This is a genomic window from Streptomyces pseudovenezuelae (assembly GCF_029892565.1).
GTDB classification, from domain to species: Bacteria; Actinomycetota; Actinomycetes; order Streptomycetales; family Streptomycetaceae; genus Streptomyces; species Streptomyces pseudovenezuelae_A.
Map to the genome: position 1 here is coordinate 315,848 of NZ_JARXVH010000007.1, position 19,550 is coordinate 335,397.

At 68.0% G+C, this 19,550-nt stretch carries 18 protein-coding genes and 1 tRNA gene; 4 read left to right on the plus strand and 15 right to left on the minus strand.

The genetic code is table 11. From position 1 onward, the window contains the following. Positions 1 to 77: 77 nt before the first annotated feature. From M2283_RS24375 to M2283_RS24385, 3 genes are all read right to left on the minus strand, one after another. Positions 78 to 542: a DUF1707 and DUF4190 domain-containing protein gene (locus M2283_RS24375; RefSeq protein WP_280878729.1), complete on the minus strand. Its 465-nt coding sequence runs from the start codon at positions 540 to 542 to the stop codon at positions 78 to 80. Between the two features lie 294 nt (positions 543 to 836). Next, positions 837 to 1,052 (minus strand): hypothetical protein, encoded by a 216-nt coding sequence (locus M2283_RS24380; RefSeq protein ID WP_280878468.1) that lies wholly within the window; start codon positions 1,050 to 1,052, stop codon positions 837 to 839. Continuing rightward, positions 1,049 to 1,669 (minus strand): hypothetical protein, encoded by a 621-nt coding sequence (locus M2283_RS24385; RefSeq protein ID WP_280878469.1) that lies wholly within the window; start codon positions 1,667 to 1,669, stop codon positions 1,049 to 1,051. Before M2283_RS24385 ends, M2283_RS24380 begins: the two co-directional genes overlap by 4 nt. Positions 1,670 to 1,864: 195 nt before the next feature. On the opposite strand from M2283_RS24385, the gene M2283_RS24390 reads away from it, so the two are divergent. From M2283_RS24390 to M2283_RS24400, 3 genes are all read left to right on the plus strand, one after another. Next, a complete protein-coding gene (locus M2283_RS24390; RefSeq protein WP_280878470.1) occupies positions 1,865 to 2,308 on the plus strand; it encodes a helix-turn-helix domain-containing protein in 444 nt (147 codons plus the stop codon). Positions 2,309 to 2,557: 249 nt separating this feature from the next. Continuing rightward, positions 2,558 to 2,887: a hypothetical protein gene (locus M2283_RS24395; RefSeq protein ID WP_280878471.1), complete on the plus strand. Its 330-nt coding sequence runs from the start codon at positions 2,558 to 2,560 to the stop codon at positions 2,885 to 2,887. Between the two features lie 103 nt (positions 2,888 to 2,990). Then, positions 2,991 to 3,284: a hypothetical protein gene (locus M2283_RS24400; RefSeq protein WP_280878472.1), complete on the plus strand. Its 294-nt coding sequence runs from the start codon at positions 2,991 to 2,993 to the stop codon at positions 3,282 to 3,284. Between the two features lie 61 nt (positions 3,285 to 3,345). Here the strand turns inward: M2283_RS24400 and M2283_RS24405 are convergent, their stop codons facing one another. From M2283_RS24405 to M2283_RS24460, 12 genes are all read right to left on the minus strand, one after another. Further along, the gene (locus M2283_RS24405; RefSeq protein ID WP_280878473.1) at positions 3,346 to 7,245 is read right to left on the minus strand and encodes a DNA-directed RNA polymerase subunit beta'; all 3,900 of its coding nucleotides are present in this window, start codon (positions 7,243 to 7,245) and stop codon (positions 3,346 to 3,348) included. A 100-nt stretch (positions 7,246 to 7,345) separates the two neighbouring features. Next, positions 7,346 to 10,831: a DNA-directed RNA polymerase subunit beta gene (gene rpoB, locus M2283_RS24410; RefSeq protein WP_280878474.1), complete on the minus strand. Its 3,486-nt coding sequence runs from the start codon at positions 10,829 to 10,831 to the stop codon at positions 7,346 to 7,348. 554 nt (positions 10,832 to 11,385) lie between these two features. Then, positions 11,386 to 11,766: a 50S ribosomal protein L7/L12 gene (gene rplL, locus M2283_RS24415; protein ID WP_280878730.1), complete on the minus strand. Its 381-nt coding sequence runs from the start codon at positions 11,764 to 11,766 to the stop codon at positions 11,386 to 11,388. A gap of 121 nt (positions 11,767 to 11,887) precedes the next feature. Beyond that, positions 11,888 to 12,418 carry a 50S ribosomal protein L10 gene (gene rplJ, locus M2283_RS24420; protein ID WP_280878475.1) on the minus strand — a complete coding sequence of 177 codons (531 nt, stop codon included), beginning with the start codon at positions 12,416 to 12,418 and terminating at the stop codon, positions 11,888 to 11,890. Between the two features lie 285 nt (positions 12,419 to 12,703). Continuing rightward, on the minus strand, positions 12,704 to 13,492 hold the full coding sequence (locus M2283_RS24425; protein WP_280878476.1) for an LppX_LprAFG lipoprotein: 789 nt from the start codon (positions 13,490 to 13,492) through the stop codon (positions 12,704 to 12,706). A gap of 35 nt (positions 13,493 to 13,527) precedes the next feature. Then, complete coding sequence (locus M2283_RS24430; protein ID WP_280878477.1) at positions 13,528 to 14,469, minus strand: hypothetical protein; 942 nt, start codon at positions 14,467 to 14,469, stop codon at positions 13,528 to 13,530. A gap of 167 nt (positions 14,470 to 14,636) precedes the next feature. Next, a complete protein-coding gene (gene rplA, locus M2283_RS24435) occupies positions 14,637 to 15,362 on the minus strand; it encodes a 50S ribosomal protein L1 (protein ID WP_280878478.1) in 726 nt (241 codons plus the stop codon). Between the two features lie 84 nt (positions 15,363 to 15,446). Then, entirely contained in the window at positions 15,447 to 15,881 is a 435-nt protein-coding gene (gene rplK / locus M2283_RS24440) for a 50S ribosomal protein L11 (protein ID WP_030359033.1), read from the minus strand. A 120-nt stretch (positions 15,882 to 16,001) separates the two neighbouring features. Continuing rightward, the gene (locus M2283_RS24445; RefSeq protein WP_280878479.1) at positions 16,002 to 16,430 is read right to left on the minus strand and encodes a DUF3592 domain-containing protein; all 429 of its coding nucleotides are present in this window, start codon (positions 16,428 to 16,430) and stop codon (positions 16,002 to 16,004) included. Between the two features lie 98 nt (positions 16,431 to 16,528). After that, complete coding sequence (nusG, locus tag M2283_RS24450) at positions 16,529 to 17,371, minus strand: transcription termination/antitermination protein NusG (RefSeq protein WP_280878480.1); 843 nt, start codon at positions 17,369 to 17,371, stop codon at positions 16,529 to 16,531. Positions 17,372 to 17,451: 80 nt separating this feature from the next. After that, the gene (gene secE, locus M2283_RS24455) at positions 17,452 to 17,736 is read right to left on the minus strand and encodes a preprotein translocase subunit SecE (RefSeq protein WP_280878481.1); all 285 of its coding nucleotides are present in this window, start codon (positions 17,734 to 17,736) and stop codon (positions 17,452 to 17,454) included. Positions 17,737 to 17,844: 108 nt separating this feature from the next. Beyond that, positions 17,845 to 17,917: transfer RNA gene (locus M2283_RS24460), tRNA-Trp, on the minus strand. Positions 17,918 to 18,199: 282 nt separating this feature from the next. Between M2283_RS24460 and M2283_RS24465 the strand changes: the two genes are divergently transcribed. Further along, positions 18,200 to 19,426 (plus strand): pyridoxal phosphate-dependent aminotransferase, encoded by a 1,227-nt coding sequence (locus M2283_RS24465; RefSeq protein ID WP_280878482.1) that lies wholly within the window; start codon positions 18,200 to 18,202, stop codon positions 19,424 to 19,426. The last annotated feature ends 124 nt before the right edge of the window (positions 19,427 to 19,550 follow it).

Sequence of the window (19,550 nt, forward strand, 5' to 3'; positions counted from 1 at the left end):
GATTTCACATTCCGTACACGCCACAACACCGCCCGACAGCCCTCACCAGGACACCCGTGACGGTCGTCACCCAGACGTCATCCGGTCGTGACACCCACCAGGATCAACAGCGTCAGGATCAGCGCCCACCCGGCCGTGGACAGCCAGCCGAGGACGAGCCCGGTCAGCGCGAGCCCGTCGCCCGCCTCCCCGGTCCGCCGGATCTCCGTACGCGCCGTGTGCCCGAGCACCACCGCGGGAATCCCGGTCAGCCCGAAGGTCGGCAGACACAGCACCCCGCAGATGGCGGCCCCGACCGCCTTGCCGTTCGTCCGCGGCACCGGCTCGGGCAGAAACATCCGCGGTACGGCGGTGACGGGCGCCGGCTGCGGTACGGGACCCAGCGGCAGGTCGGCCACCAGCAGGGCCAGCTCCCCGACGGTACGGGCCGCGTACACCCGCTCCACCCGCCGGTCGAACTCCCCCTTCTCCAGCCGCCCCTCCCCGTACCCCGCCCTGAGCACGTCCACGGCCCGCTCACGGTCGGCGTGCGAGGCGAGCATGGCCGGGGCGGCGTGGGCCTGCCAGGGCTGAGGGGCGGGAGCGCCCGCGCCCGGCCACGGCTGGAGGTAGGGCTGCGGGTGCGGCTGGGGCTGAAGGTGCGGTTGGGACGTCGGCCGCGACACGTCTCTCCCCTGCGTGTCGTACGGCACACCGTTCACCGACGACTCGTCCTTGTCCTGCCAGGGCTGCCACGACGGTTGCGACACCGAGCACCTCCAGAACCCCCCGAGGTCCCTCCATGATGCGGCACCGGACGCCTTTGCCGTTAGGTGTACGGCGATACAGGCTCCGGTTCAGCGCGTCCGACGGCCCGCGCCACGCGCCGCGCGTTCGGCCGCGAAGACGTCCTCCAGCCGAAAGAGCTGCGCCCGCCCCGCCCGCCCGGCCGCCTGAAGCCGACCGAGCTGGACCCACTTGCGGATGGTCGCGGGCGCGACCCCGACCTCCCGCGCGGCGAGCGGACCGGGCACGAGCGTGGGCGGCCGGGCCATCGGCCGATACGCCGTCATCGGGCGTCCTCTTCTCCGTCGGCGGCCAGGCGCTCCCACTCCCCCGCGCCCTCGTCCCAACTGTGCCGGTGGCCGGGGTCGTCATGACAGCCGCAGTCCGCGTCCGAGCAGCGGCAGGCGGGGTTGACGCACAGGACGGCGCCCCGGCCAGGGAACGCCCGCAGCGAGACGGAGTCGCACCAGGGGCAGCGCCCGGCGATCCGTACGACGGTCTCGGCGTCCCCCAGCGCACGGGCGCACCGCCGGGCCAGTCGCCGGCTCTCGTCGCGCACGTGCGCGGCCAGCACGGGGTCGGCGGCGATGCCGTCGAGGAGCGAGGCGATACGCCGCAGCCGCTCGGGCACGGAGGCGCGGGGCGGGCGGGGCAGACCGAGGCGGGCGCGCACGGCCTCCTCCAGTTCGACCACGCCGTCCGTGATGTCACGGAGGGCGTCGGAGACATGGACGCGGATCGGGGCGGTGCCGTGGCCGGTTGGCGGCGGGGAGGTGGGACGGGGGGTCGGCGCGGTGCGGCCGGCGGCTAATTCCGCCACCAGCTCGGGCAGTTGCTGGAGCAGCTGGCCGATCCAGCGGGCGGCCTGGGCGGCGGGAGGGGGTGTCTGGGCGGCCGGCGACATGGGCCTCTCTCTCGGTCGGGGTGGGGGTGAAGGGGCCGTCTACCCTGACAGATTGCGCGTGCGCACGCAATCTACTTCCCGCCACACTCCCTCACCGGGCTCACCGGGCCCTATACTCATTGCTTGCACGAACGCACGTAATACCGCGCGCGCAAGCAAACTGGACACACCCCTCCTAGGGAAGCGAGCAGACAGATGACCAGTCCGGATCTGGACGCGTTCGCCACATGGGTCGAGGGCCTGATGCGCGACCGCGACTACGACATCGACAGTCCGCGCGGCGGCGGCAAGTCGCGGATCGCGGACGAGGCGGGCGTGCACCGCGCCGCCGTCACCCGCCTGCTGCAACGCCAGAGCATGCCTGACCTGGAGACCACGCGCCGACTCGCCCGCGTGCTCGGGGTGCCGGTCCGCGACATGCTCATCCGCTCCGGCCGGCTGACCGCCGAGGAACTGGCCGACCCGCACGAGCGGGTCCCCCCGACTCCGGGCGCGGAATCCGGCCGCCGGCCCACGCCCGCGGAGGTCGCGGATCTCCTGGGCGTACCGGCCGACCGGCGGGACATGTTCGTGCGGGTGGTCGAGCAGTTCCTGCCGGACGAGACGCGGGGCGAGGGCGGGACCCTCGCGGCCGACTGACCCCACTAATTGCGACCGCGCTCGCAACCTGTCACACTTGACGCCACGGCGGAGCTGTACCCGACACCGGGTCGGCCCGCCGTTTCGCATGCGCCCGGCGATCCGCAGGGCCGAACAGAAGGGAGGTCACCGCTTCCGTTTCACCCCCGCGCGGGCACGCGGGTGGAGTACTCTGCGAACAGCTATCGCTCATACGTTCGAATCGAACAGAGCGAGGGTCCGCACGGTACGGAGGGATACGAGGGCCTCATGACCAGGGACGACGACACGGAACGGGACGAGACCGACGAGGCCGGGGCAAGCGCCGAGCTACGACGGGCCCTTGCCGCCCACCTCAAGGGCCGCCCGATTCCGCCGGACCTGGTGATCACCACGCGGACGGAGATCGAGCGGCGGGAGTTCACCGCGTACGGCCAGGGCTGGCGGGACCGCGGCGAACACGACGAGCGCCGCAGGGCCGAGGCGACGGCACAGCCGAGGACCCGCCGCACCAGCCCCGCCGACGCGACCGTCCTCCCCTTCCCGCCCCTCTCCGGCCCGCAACCGGCCCGCCCGCACCCGGACACCGAACGGCCCTGAAGCGGGCCTGAGGCAGCCCCGACAAGGCCGCGAGACGGCCCCCAGGAACCGTTCCCCTCCCCGTCCCCCGTACCCGAACAGATCCCCAAGGAGATGACGCAACGTGGGCCCCGCCAACTCGCGGAACCAGGCCGGCACCGACCCTGACCCGAACGACTCCCTCGCCGTCGCGCTGGAGCTGGAGCGCCTGCGCGGCACCCTGGACTCCCGCCTCGCCCGGGTCGACGGCTCGCTCGCGCTCCTGGTCCAGCGCTGCGACCAGACCGACAAGGAGCTCGCCGACCACGAGCGGCGCGTCGAGTCGCTGGAACGCTCCCGCTGGCCCCTCGCCAGCATCGGCGTCCTGGCCGCGATCGCCACCGCGGCCGTGACCTTCGTACAGCTCACCGCCCGCTGACATGCCGAAGGGCGGCCACCCCGCGCGAAGCGAGGTGACCGCCCTTCAGCAGACGTACGCCTTACTGGTTGTACGGACCGTAGTCGTAGTCCTCCAGCGGGACGGCCTGGCCGGAGCCGGTGCCGAACGGCGAGTAGTCGATGTCGTCGTAGCCGACGGCCGAGTACATCGCGGCCTTGGCCTCCTCGGTGGGCTCCACCCGGATGTTGCGGTAGCGGGACAGACCCGTACCGGCCGGGATGAGCTTACCGATGATGACGTTCTCCTTGAGGCCGATGAGGCTGTCGGACTTGGCGTTGATCGCCGCGTCCGTCAGCACTCGGGTCGTCTCCTGGAAGGAGGCGGCCGACAGCCAGGACTCCGTCGCCAGCGAGGCCTTGGTGATACCCATCAGCTGCGGACGGCCGGAGGCCGGGTGGCCGCCTTCCTGGACCACACGACGGTTCTCGGTCTCGAACTTCGAACGCTCGACCAGCTCGCCGGGCAGCAGCTCCGCGTCGCCCGACTCGATGATCGTCACACGGCGCAGCATCTGCCGGATGATGATCTCGATGTGCTTGTCGTGGATCGACACACCCTGCGAGTTGTAGACCTTCTGGACCTCGCCGACCAGGTGGACCTGGACCGCGCGCTGACCGAGGATCCGCAGCACGTCGTGCGGGTTGGTGGCACCCACGGTGAGCTTCTGGCCCACCTGGACGTGCTCGCCCTCGCTGACCAGAAGACGGGCACGCTTCGAGATCGGGAACGCCGTCTCGTCGCTGCCGTCGTCCGGGGTGATGACGATCTTCTTGGTCTTCTCGGTCTCCTCGATCCGCACGCGGCCCTGGGCCTCGGAGATCGGGGCGACACCCTTGGGCGTACGAGCCTCGAAGAGCTCGACGACACGGGGCAGACCCTGGGTGATGTCGTCACCGGCCACACCACCGGTGTGGAAGGTACGCATCGTCAGCTGGGTACCGGGCTCACCGATGGACTGGGCGGCGATGATGCCGACCGCCTCACCGATGTCGACCAGCTTGCCGGTGGCCAGCGAGCGGCCGTAGCACATGGCGCAGGTGCCGACGGCGGACTCGCAGGTCAGGACCGAGCGGGTCTTGACCTCGGAGACACCGTGCCTGACCAGCTCGTCGATGAGGACGTCGCCGAGGTCGGTGTTGGCCGGGGCCAGCACCTTGCCGTCGACGGTGATGTCCTCGGCCAGCGCACGGGCGTACACGCTGGTCTCGACGTTGTCGGCCTTGCGCAGCACGCCGTCCGCGCCGACCTCCGCGATCTGGAGCCTGAGGCCGCGGTCGGTGCCGCAGTCCTCCTCGCGGATGATGACGTCCTGGGAGACGTCGACCAGACGACGGGTGAGGTAACCCGAGTCGGCGGTCCGCAGGGCGGTGTCCGCCAGACCCTTACGGGCACCGTGCGTGGAGATGAAGTACTCCAGCACGGACAGGCCCTCACGGAAGGACGCCTTGATGGGACGCGGGATCGTCTCGTTCTTGGCGTTCGACACCAGACCACGCATACCGGCGATCTGACGCATCTGCATCATGTTGCCTCGTGCGCCCGAGTTCACCATCATCGAAACCGGGTTGGTCTTCGGGAAGTTCGCGTTCATCGCCTCGGCGACCTCGTTGGTCGCCTTGGTCCAGATCGCGATGAGCTCCTGCGTGCGCTCTTCCTTGGTGATCAGACCACGCTCGTACTGCTTCTGGACCTTCTCGTCCTGGTCCTCGTAGCCCTTGACGATCGCGCGCTTCGCGTCGGGAACGACGATGTCGGAGATGGCCACGGTGACACCGGAACGGGTCGCCCAGAAGAAGCCGGCCGCCTTCAGGTTGTCGAGCGTCGCCGCCACGATGACCTTGGGGTAGCGCTCGGCGAGGTCGTTGACGATCTCCGAGAGCTGCTTCTTGCCGATCTCGTAGTCGACGAACGGGTAGTCCTCGGGCAGCAGCTCGTTGAAGAGCGCCCGGCCGAGGGTCGTCCTCAGCCGGAAGCTGTCACCCTGCTGCCACTCCGGCTCGCCCTCCTCCTGCGCCGGCGGGGTCCAGCCGCGCGGCGGGATGGTGCCCACCGGGAAGCGGATGTCCACGCGCGACTGCAGCGAGAGCTCGCCGGCGTCGAACGCCATGATCGCCTCGGCCACGGACGCGAAGGAGCGGTCCTCGCCCTTCACGTTCCGCAGCTCGCCGTCGGTGGTGAGGAAGAACAGACCGAGGACCATGTCCTGGGTCGGCATCGTCACCGGACGGCCGTCGGCGGGCTTGAGGATGTTGTTCGAGGACAGCATCAGGATGCGGGCCTCGGCCTGCGCCTCTGCGGACAGGGGCAGGTGGACGGCCATCTGGTCACCGTCGAAGTCCGCGTTGAACGCGGTGCAGACGAGCGGGTGGATCTGGATGGCCTTGCCCTCGACCAGCTGCGGCTCGAAGGCCTGGATGCCGAGGCGGTGCAGCGTGGGCGCACGGTTCAGCAGAACCGGGTGCTCCGCGATGACCTCTTCCAGGACGTCGTACACGACCGTGCGGCCGCGCTCGACCATCCGCTTGGCGCTCTTGATGTTCTGCGCGTGGTTCAGGTCGACCAGGCGCTTCATCACGAACGGCTTGAAGAGCTCCAGCGCCATGGCCTTCGGCAGACCGCACTGGTGCAGCTTCAGCTGCGGACCGACGACGATCACGGAACGCGCGGAGTAGTCCACACGCTTGCCGAGCAGGTTCTGACGGAAGCGACCCTGCTTGCCCTTGAGCATGTCGGACAGCGACTTCAGCGGACGGTTGCCGGGGCCCGTCACCGGGCGGCCACGACGGCCGTTGTCGAAGAGCGCGTCGACGGCCTCCTGAAGCATGCGCTTCTCGTTGTTCACGATGATCTCGGGGGCGCCGAGGTCGAGGAGTCGCTTCAGGCGGTTGTTGCGGTTGATCACACGGCGGTACAGGTCGTTCAGGTCGGAGGTCGCGAAGCGGCCACCGTCCAGCTGCACCATCGGGCGAAGGTCCGGCGGGATGACCGGGACGCAGTCGAGAACCATGCCCTTGGGGCTGTTGGAGGTCTGCAGGAACGCGGACACCACCTTGAGCCGCTTCAGCGCACGGGTCTTCTTCTGGCCCTTGCCGGTGCGGATGATCTCGCGGAGGCGCTCGGCCTCCTCGTCCAGGTCGAAGGACTCCAGGCGCTTCTGCAGCGCCGCGGCACCCATCGAACCGTCGAAGTACGTGCCGAAGCGGTCACGCAGCTCGCGGTAGAGGAGCTCGTCGCCCTCCAGGTCCTGGACCTTGAGGTTCTTGAACCGGGTCCACACCTCGTCCAGGCGGTCGATCTCGCGCTGCGCACGGTCGCGCAGCTGCTTCATCTCGCGCTCGGCACCTTCGCGCACCTTGCGGCGCACATCGGCCTTGGCACCCTCGGCCTCAAGCTCGGCCAGGTCGGTCTCAAGCTTCTTGGCGCGGGCCTCGAGGTCGGAGTCCCGACGGTTCTCGACCTGCTGACGCTCCACGGAGACGTGCGCCTCCAGGGAGGGCAGGTCACGCGTACGGCGCTCTTCGTCGACGAACGTGATCATGTACGCCGCGAAGTAGATGACCTTCTCAAGGTCCTTCGGGGCGAGGTCGAGCAGGTAGCCCAGCCGGGACGGGACACCCTTGAAGTACCAGATGTGCGTGACGGGCGCAGCCAGTTCGATGTGGCCCATCCGCTCACGGCGCACCTTGGCGCGGGTCACCTCGACGCCGCAGCGCTCACAGATGATGCCCTTGAAGCGAACGCGCTTGTACTTGCCGCAGTAGCACTCCCAGTCCCGGGTCGGACCGAAGATCTTCTCGCAGAAGAGTCCGTCCTTCTCGGGCTTGAGGGTGCGGTAGTTGATGGTCTCAGGCTTCTTGACCTCGCCGTGGCTCCACTGACGGATGTCGTCAGCGGTGGCCAGACCGATCCGGAGCTCATCGAAGAAGTTGACGTCGAGCACTATGCGTCAATCCCTCTCAGGGTTGTAAGTCATGGGGTCTGATACGGGGGTCCAGGGGCCGGCCGAAGATTCCTCACCAGGACCTTCGGCCGGACTCCCGTCAGACCTCTTCGACGCTGCTCGGCTCACGCCGGGACAGGTCGATGCCAAGCTCCTCCGCAGCGCGGAAGACGTCCTCGTCGGTGTCGCGCATCTCGATGGACATGCCGTCCGAGGACAGCACCTCCACGTTGAGGCACAGGGACTGCATCTCCTTGATGAGCACCTTGAAGGACTCGGGGATGCCGGGCTCGGGGATGTTCTCGCCCTTGACGATGGCCTCGTAGACCTTCACGCGGCCGGTCACGTCGTCGGACTTGATGGTCAGCAGTTCCTGGAGGGCGTACGCGGCGCCATAAGCCTCAAGCGCCCACACCTCCATCTCACCGAAGCGCTGGCCACCGAACTGGGCCTTACCACCCAGCGGCTGCTGGGTGATCATCGAGTACGGACCGGTCGAACGCGCGTGCAGCTTGTCGTCGACCAGGTGGTGCAGCTTGAGGATGTACATGTAGCCGATCGAGATCGGCTTCGGGAACGGCTCGCCGGAGCGGCCGTCGAACAGGTTGGCCTTGCCGGAGGGCTGGACCAGCCGGTCGCCGTCGCGGTTGGGGATCGTGGCCTCGAAGAGACCCGAGATCTCGTCCTCGCGGGCACCGTCGAAGACCGGGGTCGCGACGTTGGTACCCGGGGCGACCTGGTCGGCGCCGATGACCTGCAGGCGCTGCGCCCAGTCGTCCGCGAGGCCGGAGACGTCCCAGCCGCGGCTGGCGAGCCAGCCGAGGTGGATCTCCAGGACCTGTCCCGGGTTCATTCGGGACGGGACACCCAGCGGGTTGAGGATGATGTCGACCGGGGTGCCGTCCTCCAGGAACGGCATGTCCTCGATCGGCAGGATCTTCGAGATGACGCCCTTGTTGCCGTGCCGGCCGGCCAGCTTGTCGCCGTCGGTGATCTTGCGCTTCTGCGCAACATACACCCGGACCAACTGGTTGACGCCGGGCGGCAGTTCGTCGCCCTCCTCGCGGTCGAAGACGCGGACGCCGATGACCTTGCCGATCTCGCCGTGCGGCACCTTCAGCGAGGTGTCGCGCACTTCGCGCGCCTTCTCACCGAAGATCGCGCGGAGCAGGCGCTCCTCGGGGGTCAGCTCGGTCTCGCCCTTGGGCGTGACCTTGCCGACGAGGATGTCACCGGCGACGACCTCGGCACCGATCCGGATGATGCCGCGCTCGTCGAGGTCGGCGAGGACCTCCTCGGAGACGTTCGGGATGTCCCGGGTGATCTCCTCGGGGCCGAGCTTGGTGTCACGGGCGTCGACCTCGTGCTCCTCGATGTGGATCGAGGAGAGGACGTCGTCCTGCACGAGGCGCTGCGACAGGATGATCGCGTCCTCGTAGTTGTGACCCTCCCACGGCATGAACGCCACGAGCAGGTTCTTGCCCAGCGCCATCTCGCCGTTCTCGGTGGCCGGACCGTCGGCCAGGACCTGGCCCTCGATGATCCGGTCGCCCTCGTTGACGATGACCTTCTGGTTGACCGAGGTGCCCTGGTTGGAGCGGGCGAACTTGGCCAGGCGGTACGTGATGTACGTGCCGTCGTCGTTGGCGGTGGTGATGTAGTCCGCGGAGACCTCCTGGACGACACCCGCCTTCTCGGCCTTGACCACGTCGCCGGCGTCGACGGCGGAGCGGTACTCCATGCCGGTGCCGACGAGCGGGGCCTCGCTCTTGATGAGCGGAACGGCCTGACGCATCATGTTCGCGCCCATCAGGGCACGGTTGGCGTCGTCGTGCTCGAGGAACGGGATCATGGCGGTCGCGACCGACACCATCTGGCGCGGCGAGACGTCCATGTAGTCCACGTCGTCACCGGCGACGTAGTCGACCTCGCCGCCACGGCGGCGGACGAGGACCCGGGCCTCGGTGAACTGCATGTCGTCGTTGAGCGTGGCGTTGGCCTGCGCGATGACGAATCGGTCCTCTTCGTCGGCCGTCAGGTAGTCCACCTCGTCGGTGACCTGACCGTCGACGACCTTGCGGTACGGCGTCTCCACGAAACCGAACGCGTTGACGCGACCGTAGGAGGCGAGCGAACCGATCAGACCGATGTTCGGGCCTTCGGGCGTCTCGATCGGGCACATGCGGCCGTAGTGCGAGGGGTGCACGTCACGGACCTCGAAGCCGGCCCGCTCACGGGAGAGACCACCCGGGCCAAGAGCCGACAGACGGCGCTTGTGGGTGAGACCCGACAGCGGGTTGTTCTGGTCCATGAACTGCGACAGCTGGCTGGTGCCGAAGAACTCCTTGATGGAGGCGACGACCGGCCGGATGTTGATCAGGGTCTGCGGCGTGATCGCCTCGACGTCCTGGGTCGTCATGCGCTCACGCACGACGCGCTCCATACGAGCCAGACCCGTGCGGACCTGGTTCTGGATGAGCTCGCCGACGCTGCGCAGACGACGGTTGCCGAAGTGGTCGATGTCGTCGGTCTCGACGACGATGGAGCCACCGCTGTCGCCGACCGTCTCGGTCTCACCGGCGTGCAGCTTCACCAGGTACTTGATCGTCGAGATGATGTCCTCGACGGTCAGGATGCCCGCGTCCAGCGGAGCGTCCGCACTCAGCTTCTTGTTGACCTTGTAGCGGCCGACCTTGGCCAGGTCGTAGCGCTTGGGGTTGAAGTAGAGGTTCTCGAGCAGCGTCTGCGCGGCCTCACGGGTCGGGGGCTCGCCCGGACGCAGCTTGCGGTAGATGTCGAGCAGTGCGTCGTCCTGGCCCTGGGTGTGGTCCTTCTCCAGGGTGGCGCGCATCGACTCGTACTCGCCGAACTCCTCGAGGATCTGCTCGGTGGTCCAGCCGAGAGCCTTCAGGAGAACGGTGACGGACTGCTTGCGCTTGCGGTCGATACGGACACCGACCATGTCGCGCTTGTCGATCTCCATCTCCAGCCAGGCACCCCGGGACGGGATGATCTTGGACGAGAAGATGTCCTTGTCGGACGTCTTGTCGATGGAGGAGTCGAAGTAGACACCCGGCGAGCGGACCAGCTGCGACACCACGACACGCTCGGTGCCGTTGATGACGAAGGTGCCCTTGTTCGTCATGAGCGGGAAGTCACCCATGAAGACGGTCTGGGACTTGATCTCGCCGGTCTCGTTGTTCGTGAACTCGGCGGTGACGAAGAGCGGAGCCGCGTACGTGAAGTCGCGCTCCTTGCACTCGTCGATGCTGTTCTTCGGCGGCTCGAAGCGGTGGTCGCGGAAGGTCAGCGACATCGACCCGGAGAAGTCCTCGATCGGGGAGATCTCCTCGAAGATCTCCTCCAGACCGGACTTGGTGGGGACGTCCTGACCAGAATCCAGAGCCGCCTCGACTCGAGCCTTCCACGCGTCGTTGCCGAGCAGCCAGTCGAAGCTCTCGGTCTGCAGCGCAAGAAGGTTCGGAACCTCGAGGGGCTCCTTGATCTTTGCAAAAGAGATGCGCAGCGGGGCGGTGCTGGCAGCGTTGTTCGTATTCGCGGTCGAGGCAGTGCGCGAGGCGGCCAAGAGGGGGTCCTTCCGAGGGCTCGGACTCACTACGCGCTCCCCGGTCCCTCCCCGGCCACGGAGACAGAAACCCCAGTTCAAAGGGGCTTCGGTCATCGGTGCTCAGGTGAGGGCAGACCCCTGGTGACGGGCAGGGGACAGCTAACAGGCAGCGCAAAGGGTCAGTGTAGCCACTCGGCACACTGATGTCCAGTCCCCATTTTCTGAGACCCTCGTTGTCCTCAACGCCTGCGCCATGCCTGCCTTCAACGCACGTTGATACTGCCCTCTTCGTCGCCGATCCATGCCTCGGATTCGGACCGTTCTGGCGACGCGTCCTGAGAATTGCGCGCTCCGTGCGGTTCGTCAAGGCCCCTCTGCGCAAACCCGGTGCGCGGGAGACACGACGAAGATCACCATACCCGCCGCCACAACGGGTGCAAGGCAACCGTGGCCCGCCTCCCCGTAACGCCGAAGAGCGACCACCCGGATGGATGATCGCTCTTCGGTGCGGTCGCGTTACAGCCCGATCGGGCCGCGTCTGCGCGCTGAGGCCCCGAGGGGCCCCGAAGGTGTTACTTGACCTCGACGGAGGCGCCGGCGGCCTTGAGGGACTCGGCAGCCTTCTCGGCGGCCTCCTTGGCGACCTTCTCGACGACGGGCTTCGGAGCACCGTCCACGAGGTCCTTGGCCTCCTTCAGGCCCAGCGAGGTCAGCTCACGCACGACCTTGATGACCTGGATCTTCTTCTCGCCGGCGCCGGTGAGGATGACGTCGAACTCGTCCTGCTCGGCCTCGGCCTCAACGGCGGCGGCCGCAGCGGCGGGGGCGGCGGCAACCGCGGCGGCGGCGGTGACGTCGAACTTCTCCTCGAACGCCTTCACGAACTCGGAAAGCTGGATGAGGGTCATCGTCTCGAACTCGGCGAGCAGTTCGTCCTGGGTGAGAGCCACGATGGCTTCCCTTCACTAATTCGGCTGGTGCCGGTGTGTACATGTCTGGCGGGCGTACGTTCGGCCCGCTACGACCGCTGCCTCAGGCGTGCTGCCTCACGCGGCGGTCATTTCGCGAGCCGAATTACTCGGCACCGCCCTGCTCGGCCTGCTTGGCACGAAGCGCCTCCGCGGTGCGGACGAACTTCGACGGGAGCGCCTGGAAGACCTGAGCAGCCTGGGTCTGCTTGCCCTTGAAGGCACCCGCCAGCTTGGCGAGCAGAACCTCGCGGGACTCGAGGTCCGCGAGCTTCTTGATCTCGTCGGCGGACAGCGCCTTGCCGTCAAGGACACCGCCCTTGATGACGAGGTTCGGGTTGTCCTTGGCGAAGTCACGCAGACCCTTCGCCGACACCACCGGGTCACCGGTGACGAAGGCGACCGCCGTCGGACCGTTGAACAGGTCGTCGAGCGTCGAGATCCCGGCCTCGTTGGCCGCAATCTTGGTCAGCGTGTTCTTCACCACGGCGTACTGGGCGTTCTCACCGAGCGAACGACGCAGCGTCTTGAGCTGCGCCACGGTGAGACCCCGGTACTCGGTCAGCACAGCGGCGTTCGAGCTGCGGAACTGCTCCGTCAGCTCGGCTACCGCGGCAGCCTTGTCGGGCCTTGCCATAGAGCGTCGGCCTCCTTCCGGGTGTTGGACCGCTCAGAAGGGGCTGAGGAATACGAAACGCCCCGGCGCAGGCGCACGGGGCGTAACTCGACCGGATTCACCCGCTGTTGGGCGGCGAAGTCCGGGAGTACTTCCACAGTGTCACCTGCGCGGGTCGTCCGCAGTTCAGCGGATCCTTCGGCCACCGAACCCTCTTCCGAGAGCACGGCAACGACCAGCGGTCTTTGGCTTCTCCTGGAGAGTACGGGACCACATCCCTGTCAAGCAAATCCGCTCCTACGGTGCTCAGCCGCGGGACTCCTTGGCCGGCGCGCGCAGGTCCACCGTGTCGTCGGCGGCCGGTGCCCGCACCGTCACCGGCTTGCCGAAGTCGAGGAGGGTGACGGTGAGATCGAGCTCCCCGTGCCGGCCGAAGCCCTGGGTGCGCAGCCGCCTGACGTGGTCGTCGCCGTCGACCCACACGTCGAGGGTGAGCTCGTCGACGCCCAACTTCTCGTACTGCGCCAGGTCCGCCTTCGCCTTCCCGGTCACGGAGTCGCGGAGGTCGTCGAGGGCGGCCGTCCCCGTGTAATGCGTGGTGCGGGTGCCCGCGACGGTCTCGGTGCCGGTCCGCCGTACGTCGCCGGCGGCGGCGGCCGCCAGGAAGGCGGCGTCCCGGGCCGGGTTCCGCCCGACCTGGTCGCGCAGGCCACTGACGTCCATCCGCAGTCCGCCGCCCGCGGTGAACTTGGCGTCCGGACCGAAGTCGGCCCAGTGTCTGCCGTGCGCCTGCTGGGCCACGCCGTTCTCGCTCGCCCGCTGGTACAACACCCCGTCGACGATGCGCAGTTCGGCCTCGGTGGTCTTGCCGTCGTCCCGGCTGCTGGTGACCATGCGGGCGCGAGCCGGCTTCGCGGCGACGGACGCCTCCGACTCGACCTGCCCCTGCTCCGGTATCCGCCCGCTGACCCGGTAGTGGACGGACGGGACGCCCTCGGTCGCCCTGGCCGCCCGCGCGACGGCCGCGGCGGCGGACGAGTCCGAGGACCCGCCCGCGCCGCCGATACCGCCCGCGCAGCCCGCACACAGCAGCACGGCGAACCCTGCCCCAACTGCCCCGAACACAGATCTCAAGAGCTGGTGCCGGAACCGCTGGCGGTGTCGCCGCTGCCCGGTGTCATGCCCTGCTGCTTCAGCAGGTCCTTGAAGTCCTCGGTGTCGCTCGCCGCCGGCTTGCTGACGGACACCTTCGTGCCGTAGTCGCTGTAGTACGCGGTCTGCGTGTACTCGCCGGCCGTCATCTGCCCCTTCTCGACCTTCTTGACCAGCAGGTCCTTGCCGTCGACCCAGATGTCCACGGTCTCGGTGCTGACGCCGGCCTGGGTGAGCTGCTTCTTGAGGCCCGCCAACTGGCTCGCGGTGAGGTTGGAGTTCTTGTCGGCCAGGTCGGCCACGTCCACCGTGCCCGAGTAGTGCGTGGTCTCCACGCCGCGCACCTTCTCGGCGCCGACCTTCTTGACGTCCCCGGAGGCCAGCAGCAGCTTCACCGACTGGTTCGGCGTCGTGTTCTGCATCTGGTCCTTGAGGTAGGCGCCGGAGCTGCCGCCGAGGTCCGCGAGGTCGTCGTAGCCGTACCGGATCCAGTGCTTGCCGGCCGCCTGCTGGGCGAACTGCTCGCCCATCTTGGCGTAGTAGGCGTCGGGCAGATAGCGGGCCTGCATCGACGTGGTGCCGAGCTGGCGCATGGTGTCGGCCATCGTGCCGCCGGTGTACGTGATGACGAGGTTGCCGGTGAGGCCGTCGGCCCAGCCGAGGGAGCCGTCGGCGGTCATGGACATCACGGAGCCCATGGACGTCGTGGACTCGACCTTGGCGGAGTCGGCGCCGTCGGTGGACTTCTCGGCGGAGCGCAGCGCGGCTATCGGGCTGACGCGTGTGCTGCCCTTGCCGGCCGCGCTGTCGTCCTTGGCGGTCCCGCCGCCGGAGTCAGAGGAGCCGCAGGCGGCCACCCCCGACAGAGCGGTCGCCGCCGCGATCGACAGGGCCACGCGGCGCACGGTCGTGCTCTTCATTCGTCCCACCCCTAAGCGTTAGCTGTGTCCCGACGTTAACTCAGGGCACTGACAGCCGTACGGAAATATCCGCACACGAAAGAGACGGGCCCCGCACCCGTGAAGGTTGCGGAGCCCGTCGTGCTTTTGTCGCGTCCCTGACGCGGCTACCGGGGTGAGCGCTCGGCTCAGACGGCGGCCGGGTCCTCCTCGACGAGGAGGTTGCGGGTGCGGTTCGGGTCGACCGGAACGCCGGGGCCGATCGTGGTGCTGATCGCGGCCTTCTTGATGTAGCGACCCTTGGCGGCGGACGGCTTCAGACGGAGGATCTCCTCCAGCGCGGCGCCGTAGTTCTCCACCAGCTTGGTGTCGTCGAAGGACGCCTTGCCGATGATGAAGTGCAGGTTCGAGTGCTTGTCGACGCGGAACTCGATCTTGCCGCCCTTGATGTCGTTGACAGCCTTCACGACGTCCGGGGTGACGGTGCCGGTCTTGGGGTTCGGCATGAGGCCACGGGGGCCGAGCACCCGGCCGAGGCGGCCGACCTTGCCCATGAGGTCCGGGGTGGCGACGACGGCGTCGAAGTCCAGCCGGCCCTTCGCCACCTCGTCGATGAGTTCGTCGGAGCCGACGATGTCGGCGCCCGCGGCGGTCGCGGCCTCGGCACGGTCACCGGTCGCGAAGACCAGGACCCGGGCGGTCTTACCGGTGCCGTGCGGAAGGTTCACGGTGCCACGGACCATCTGGTCGGCCTTGCGCGGGTCGACACCCAGACGGAAGGCGACCTCGACGGTGCCGTCGAACTTGGAGGTGGAGGTCTCCTTGGCGAGACGGACGGCCTCGAGCGGGGCGTACAGCTTCTCCCGGTCGATCTTCTCGTCCGCAGCGCGGAGAGACTTGCTGCGCTTGCTCACTTCTTCTCCTGGTGAGTCTTAAGGAGTCGTGGTCCGGACCGAGCAGGCCCTGCCACTTCTGCTGACGTACGGGGGGGGTGGGGCTCAGCCCTCGACCGTGATGCCCATGGAACGGGCGGTGCCGGCGATGATCTTCGACGCGGCGTCCAGGTCGTTGGCGTTGAGGTCGGGCATCTTCGTGGTGGCGATCTCGCGGACCTGCGCCTGAGTGATCTTGGCGACCTTGGTCTTGTGCGGCTCGCCGGAGCCCTTCTCCACACCCGCGGCCTTGAGGATCATCTTGGCGGCCGGCGGCGTCTTGGTGATGAAGGTGAAGGAACGGTCCTCGTAGACCGTGATCTCCACCGGGATCACCCAGCCACGCTGCGACTCGGTCGCGGCGTTGTACGCCTTGCAGAACTCCATGATGTTCACGCCGTGCTGACCCAGCGCGGGGCCTACCGGCGGAGCCGGGTTGGCCGCGCCGGCCTGGATCTGGAGCTTGATGAGCCCCGTGACCTTCTTCTTCTTGGGAGGCATGCTCTCTCCGGGTCCTTACTGAGAGTTGGTTACCAGCTGCATCAATTGGATGAATCATCCGGCAGATGGCATACCGCACCACGGTAGCCGATGACCTCCCCCGGCATGAAATCGTCGAGGTCAGGACGGCTGCGCGGGCGCGGGGGTACGGTCCCGGCTCGCGACCACCAGCTGAACCAGCCCCGCGATCAGGAACCCGACCCCGAACATGCCGATGAGCGTGGTGATGGCGCCCACCTCACCGAGCCCGTCCTCCTCGGCGGCCACCGTCGGGTCGGAGGGCAGGTACCGGATGGTGATCGGCTGGCCCTCGCGGGAGACCTTGTTCTTCGTGGCGGCGGTGAGGGCCGGCAGATCGGCCTCCACCTTCTTCCCGTCGAGCTCGAACTCGGCCCAGCAACGGTGGCGCCAGCAGTTGGCGGCGCCCTCGTTGTGGAAGACGCCGACCGCGCGGACCCCGTCCTTCTGGAGCGAGGAGACCTGCGCCCACTGGGTCACGCCCACGTACCCGGCGCAGGCCGAGACGACCGCCCCGATCAGCAGGAACACCCCTGCCAGCAGAAAACGACGAGAGCGCCCGAGCCGTGGGGCAACTGCCGCCCGGCTCAGGGCGCTCTCTCTGTCCGTGTCGGTCAACGGACCTGCGATCAGTTCTTCTGAATCTGGTCGAAGGAGAGCTCGACCGGGGTCTCGCGGCCGAAGATCTCGACGAGACCCTTGACCTTCTTCGAGTCGGGGTTGATCTCGTTGATGGTCGCCTGCAGCGTCGCGAACGGGCCGTCGGTGACGGTGACCGAGTCGCCGACCTCGAAGTCCAGCACCTGGACCTCGACCTTGCGCTGCGGGGCGGGCCTGCCCTCGGCCTCGGCGGCCTCACGGGCGGCCTTCTCCTCGGCCTCCGGGGCGAGCATCTTGACGATCTCGTCCAGGGTCAGCGGGTACGGGTCGTAGGCGTTGCCCACGAAGCCGGTGACGCCGGGGGTGTTGCGGACGACGCCCCAGGACTCGTTCGTCAGGTCCATGCGCACCAGCACGTAGCCGGGGAGCTTGTTCTGCCGGACGGTCTTGCGCTCGCCGTTCTTGATCTGCGCGACCTCTTCCTGCGGCACCTCGGCCTGGAAGATGAAGTCCTCGACGTTCAGCGAGACGGCACGCTGCTCGAGGTTGGTCTTCACGCGGTTCTCGTAACCGGCGTAGGTGTGGATGACGTACCACTCGCCGGGCAGTGCGCGCAGCTCCTGGCGGAGGGCCTCGACCGGGTCGACCGGCTCGGGCTCCTCCTCGACGAGCTCGTCCTCGACGTCCTCGTCGGACGCGTCCTCGGCGGCCTCGTCCTCGACGTGCAGTGCGGCTTCCTCGGCGGGCTCGCCCGCCTCGGCCTCGGCAGCCTCGAACTCGTCCTGCTCGTCCGAGCCCTCGACGATGTCGAGCTCGTCATCGACCGACTCATCGGGCTCGACGGCGGCGTCGTTCAGGTTCGGGTCAGACACGATGGCTGCTTCTTCCTGGATACATAGGGGTGGAACATGCGAAAGGGGCGCCGGTTACCTCGGCGCCCTTCGCTCTAGACTCAGCCGAAGACGTACTTGGCGGCGTGGCTGAGCCCATAGTCAATCACGGTCACCAGGCCGATCATGATGACGACGAAGACAATGACCACCGTCGTGTACGTCGTCAGCTGGTTGCGCGTGGGCCAGACGACCTTGCGCAGCTCGGCGATGACCTGACGGTAGAAGAGGGCAAGCTTCTTGAACGGACCCTTCTTGGCCCGCTTACCGCCCTTTCGGGACTTCTTCGTCTCCTGCGCCTCGTCCTGGGCACCAGGCGTGTCGATGGAGCCCACGGCGTCCGCCATTCGTCCTCACCTGTTCCCGGGTCGTGGCCGTGCCGCGCCCGGTCTGAGCCGCACGGCTGTGCACTACTGTACGTACATGCACACACATCCTGGCGAAGGTGTGTGTAGCAGGGCCGGAGGGACTTGAACCCCCAACCGCCGGTTTTGGAGACCGGTGCTCTACCAATTGAGCTACGACCCTTTGCGCGTCCCCCAACGTACCGCATCCGACCGAGTGCTCGGTGTGCACCTTCCACGGCGCGGCAGTTGATGGCCAACGAGGTGAGAGTGTACGTGGTCCGGGGCGCCCCGTCGAACAGAAAGCGCCCGTAGGGGCCTTGGCGGAGGAAGATCGTCGGAAAACCGACGGAAGATCACCAGGCCACCGCGTGATTCCGGACGGGTGTTCAGTGGTCGACCGCTACATGTTCAGTCTGTGAAACCCGCGTGCCGGTGGCGTTTCCGGTCTGAAACGATGGGCCCCATGAGCCCTGCAACCCCTCCCACCGAGCGCCGGGTCTCCGCCCGAGTCGGCGCGATCTCCGAGTCCGCCACCCTCGCCGTCGACGCCAAGGCCAAGGCCCTCAAGGCCGCCGGGCGTCCGGTGATCGGCTTCGGCGCCGGCGAACCCGACTTCCCGACCCCGGACTACATCGTCGAGGCCGCCGTCGAGGCCTGCAAGAACCCGAAGTACCACCGCTACACGCCGGCCGGCGGACTGCCCGAGCTGAAGGCCGCGATCGCCGCGAAGACACTGCGCGACTCCGGCTACGAGGTCGAGGCGTCCCAGATCCTGGTGACCAACGGCGGCAAGCAGGCCATCTACGAGGCCTTCGCCGCGATCCTCGACCCGGGCGACGAGGTCATCGTCCCGGCGCCGTACTGGACGACGTACCCGGAGTCGATCCGCCTGGCCGGCGGTGTCCCGGTGGACGTCGTCGCGGACGAGACGACCGGCTACCGGGTCTCGGTCGAGCAGTTGGAGGCGGCGCGCACCGAGAACACGAAGGTCCTCCTCTTCGTCTCCCCCTCGAACCCCACCGGCGCGGTCTACACGCGCGCGCAGATCGAGGAGATCGGCCGCTGGGCCGCCGACAAGGGCCTGTGGGTCCTGACGGACGAGATCTACGAGCACCTCGTGTACGGCGACGCCGAGTTCCACTCGCTCCCGGTGGTCGTGCCCGAGCTCGCCGACAAGACGATCGTGGTCAACGGTGTCGCCAAGACGTACGCGATGACGGGCTGGCGCGTGGGCTGGGTGATCGGCCCGAAGGACGTGGTCAAGGCCGCGACGAACCTCCAGTCGCACGCCACGTCGAACGTCTCCAACGTGGCGCAGGTCGCCGCGCTGGCCGCCGTATCCGGTGATCTGTCGGCCGTGGAGAAGATGAAGGAGGCCTTCGACCGCCGCCGCAAGACCATCGTGCGGATGCTGAACGAGATCGACGGCGTGCTCTGCCCGGAGCCCGAGGGCGCCTTCTACGCGTACCCGTCGGTCAAGGCCCTGCTCGGCAAGGAGATCCGCGGCAGGCGGCCGGCGGACACGGTCGAGCTGGCCGCGCTCATCCTGGAGGAGGCCGAGGTCGCGGTCGTTCCTGGCGAGGCATTCGGCACCCCGGGTTATCTGCGGCTGTCGTACGCCCTGGGTGACGAGGATCTCGTCGAGGGCGTCAGCCGGATCCAGAAGCTGCTGGCCGAGGCGCAGGACTGACGTTTTCGCGCTCCACGCACGCGTGACGGGCCGCCTCCCCGAGGGGAGACGGCCCGTTTCTCAGTGCGAGCAAGACCACGTAAGGGGAATCCGGTATCGGGACGGCGCCGGCGTGCGGCAGGAT

Bases quoted from the DNA above. Each gene is read 5' to 3' on its own strand.
- M2283_RS24385 (WP_280878469.1), bottom strand. From the start codon at position 1,669: ATGTCGCCGGCCGCCCAGACACCCCCTCCCGCCGCCCAGGCCGCCCGC.
- rplK (WP_030359033.1), bottom strand. From the start codon at position 15,881: ATGCCTCCCAAGAAGAAGAAGGTCACGGGGCTCATCAAGCTCCAGATC.
- M2283_RS24395 (WP_280878471.1), top strand. From the start codon at position 2,558: ATGACCAGGGACGACGACACGGAACGGGACGAGACCGACGAGGCCGGG.
- M2283_RS24390 (WP_280878470.1), top strand. From the start codon at position 1,865: ATGACCAGTCCGGATCTGGACGCGTTCGCCACATGGGTCGAGGGCCTG.
- M2283_RS24465 (WP_280878482.1), top strand. From the start codon at position 18,200: ATGAGCCCTGCAACCCCTCCCACCGAGCGCCGGGTCTCCGCCCGAGTC.
- M2283_RS24380 (WP_280878468.1), bottom strand. From the start codon at position 1,052: ATGACGGCGTATCGGCCGATGGCCCGGCCGCCCACGCTCGTGCCCGGT.
- M2283_RS24375 (WP_280878729.1), bottom strand. From the start codon at position 542: ATGCTCGCCTCGCACGCCGACCGTGAGCGGGCCGTGGACGTGCTCAGG.
- rplJ (WP_280878475.1), bottom strand. From the start codon at position 12,418: ATGGCAAGGCCCGACAAGGCTGCCGCGGTAGCCGAGCTGACGGAGCAG.
- secE (WP_280878481.1), bottom strand. From the start codon at position 17,736: ATGGCGGACGCCGTGGGCTCCATCGACACGCCTGGTGCCCAGGACGAG.
- M2283_RS24430 (WP_280878477.1), bottom strand. From the start codon at position 14,469: ATGAAGAGCACGACCGTGCGCCGCGTGGCCCTGTCGATCGCGGCGGCG.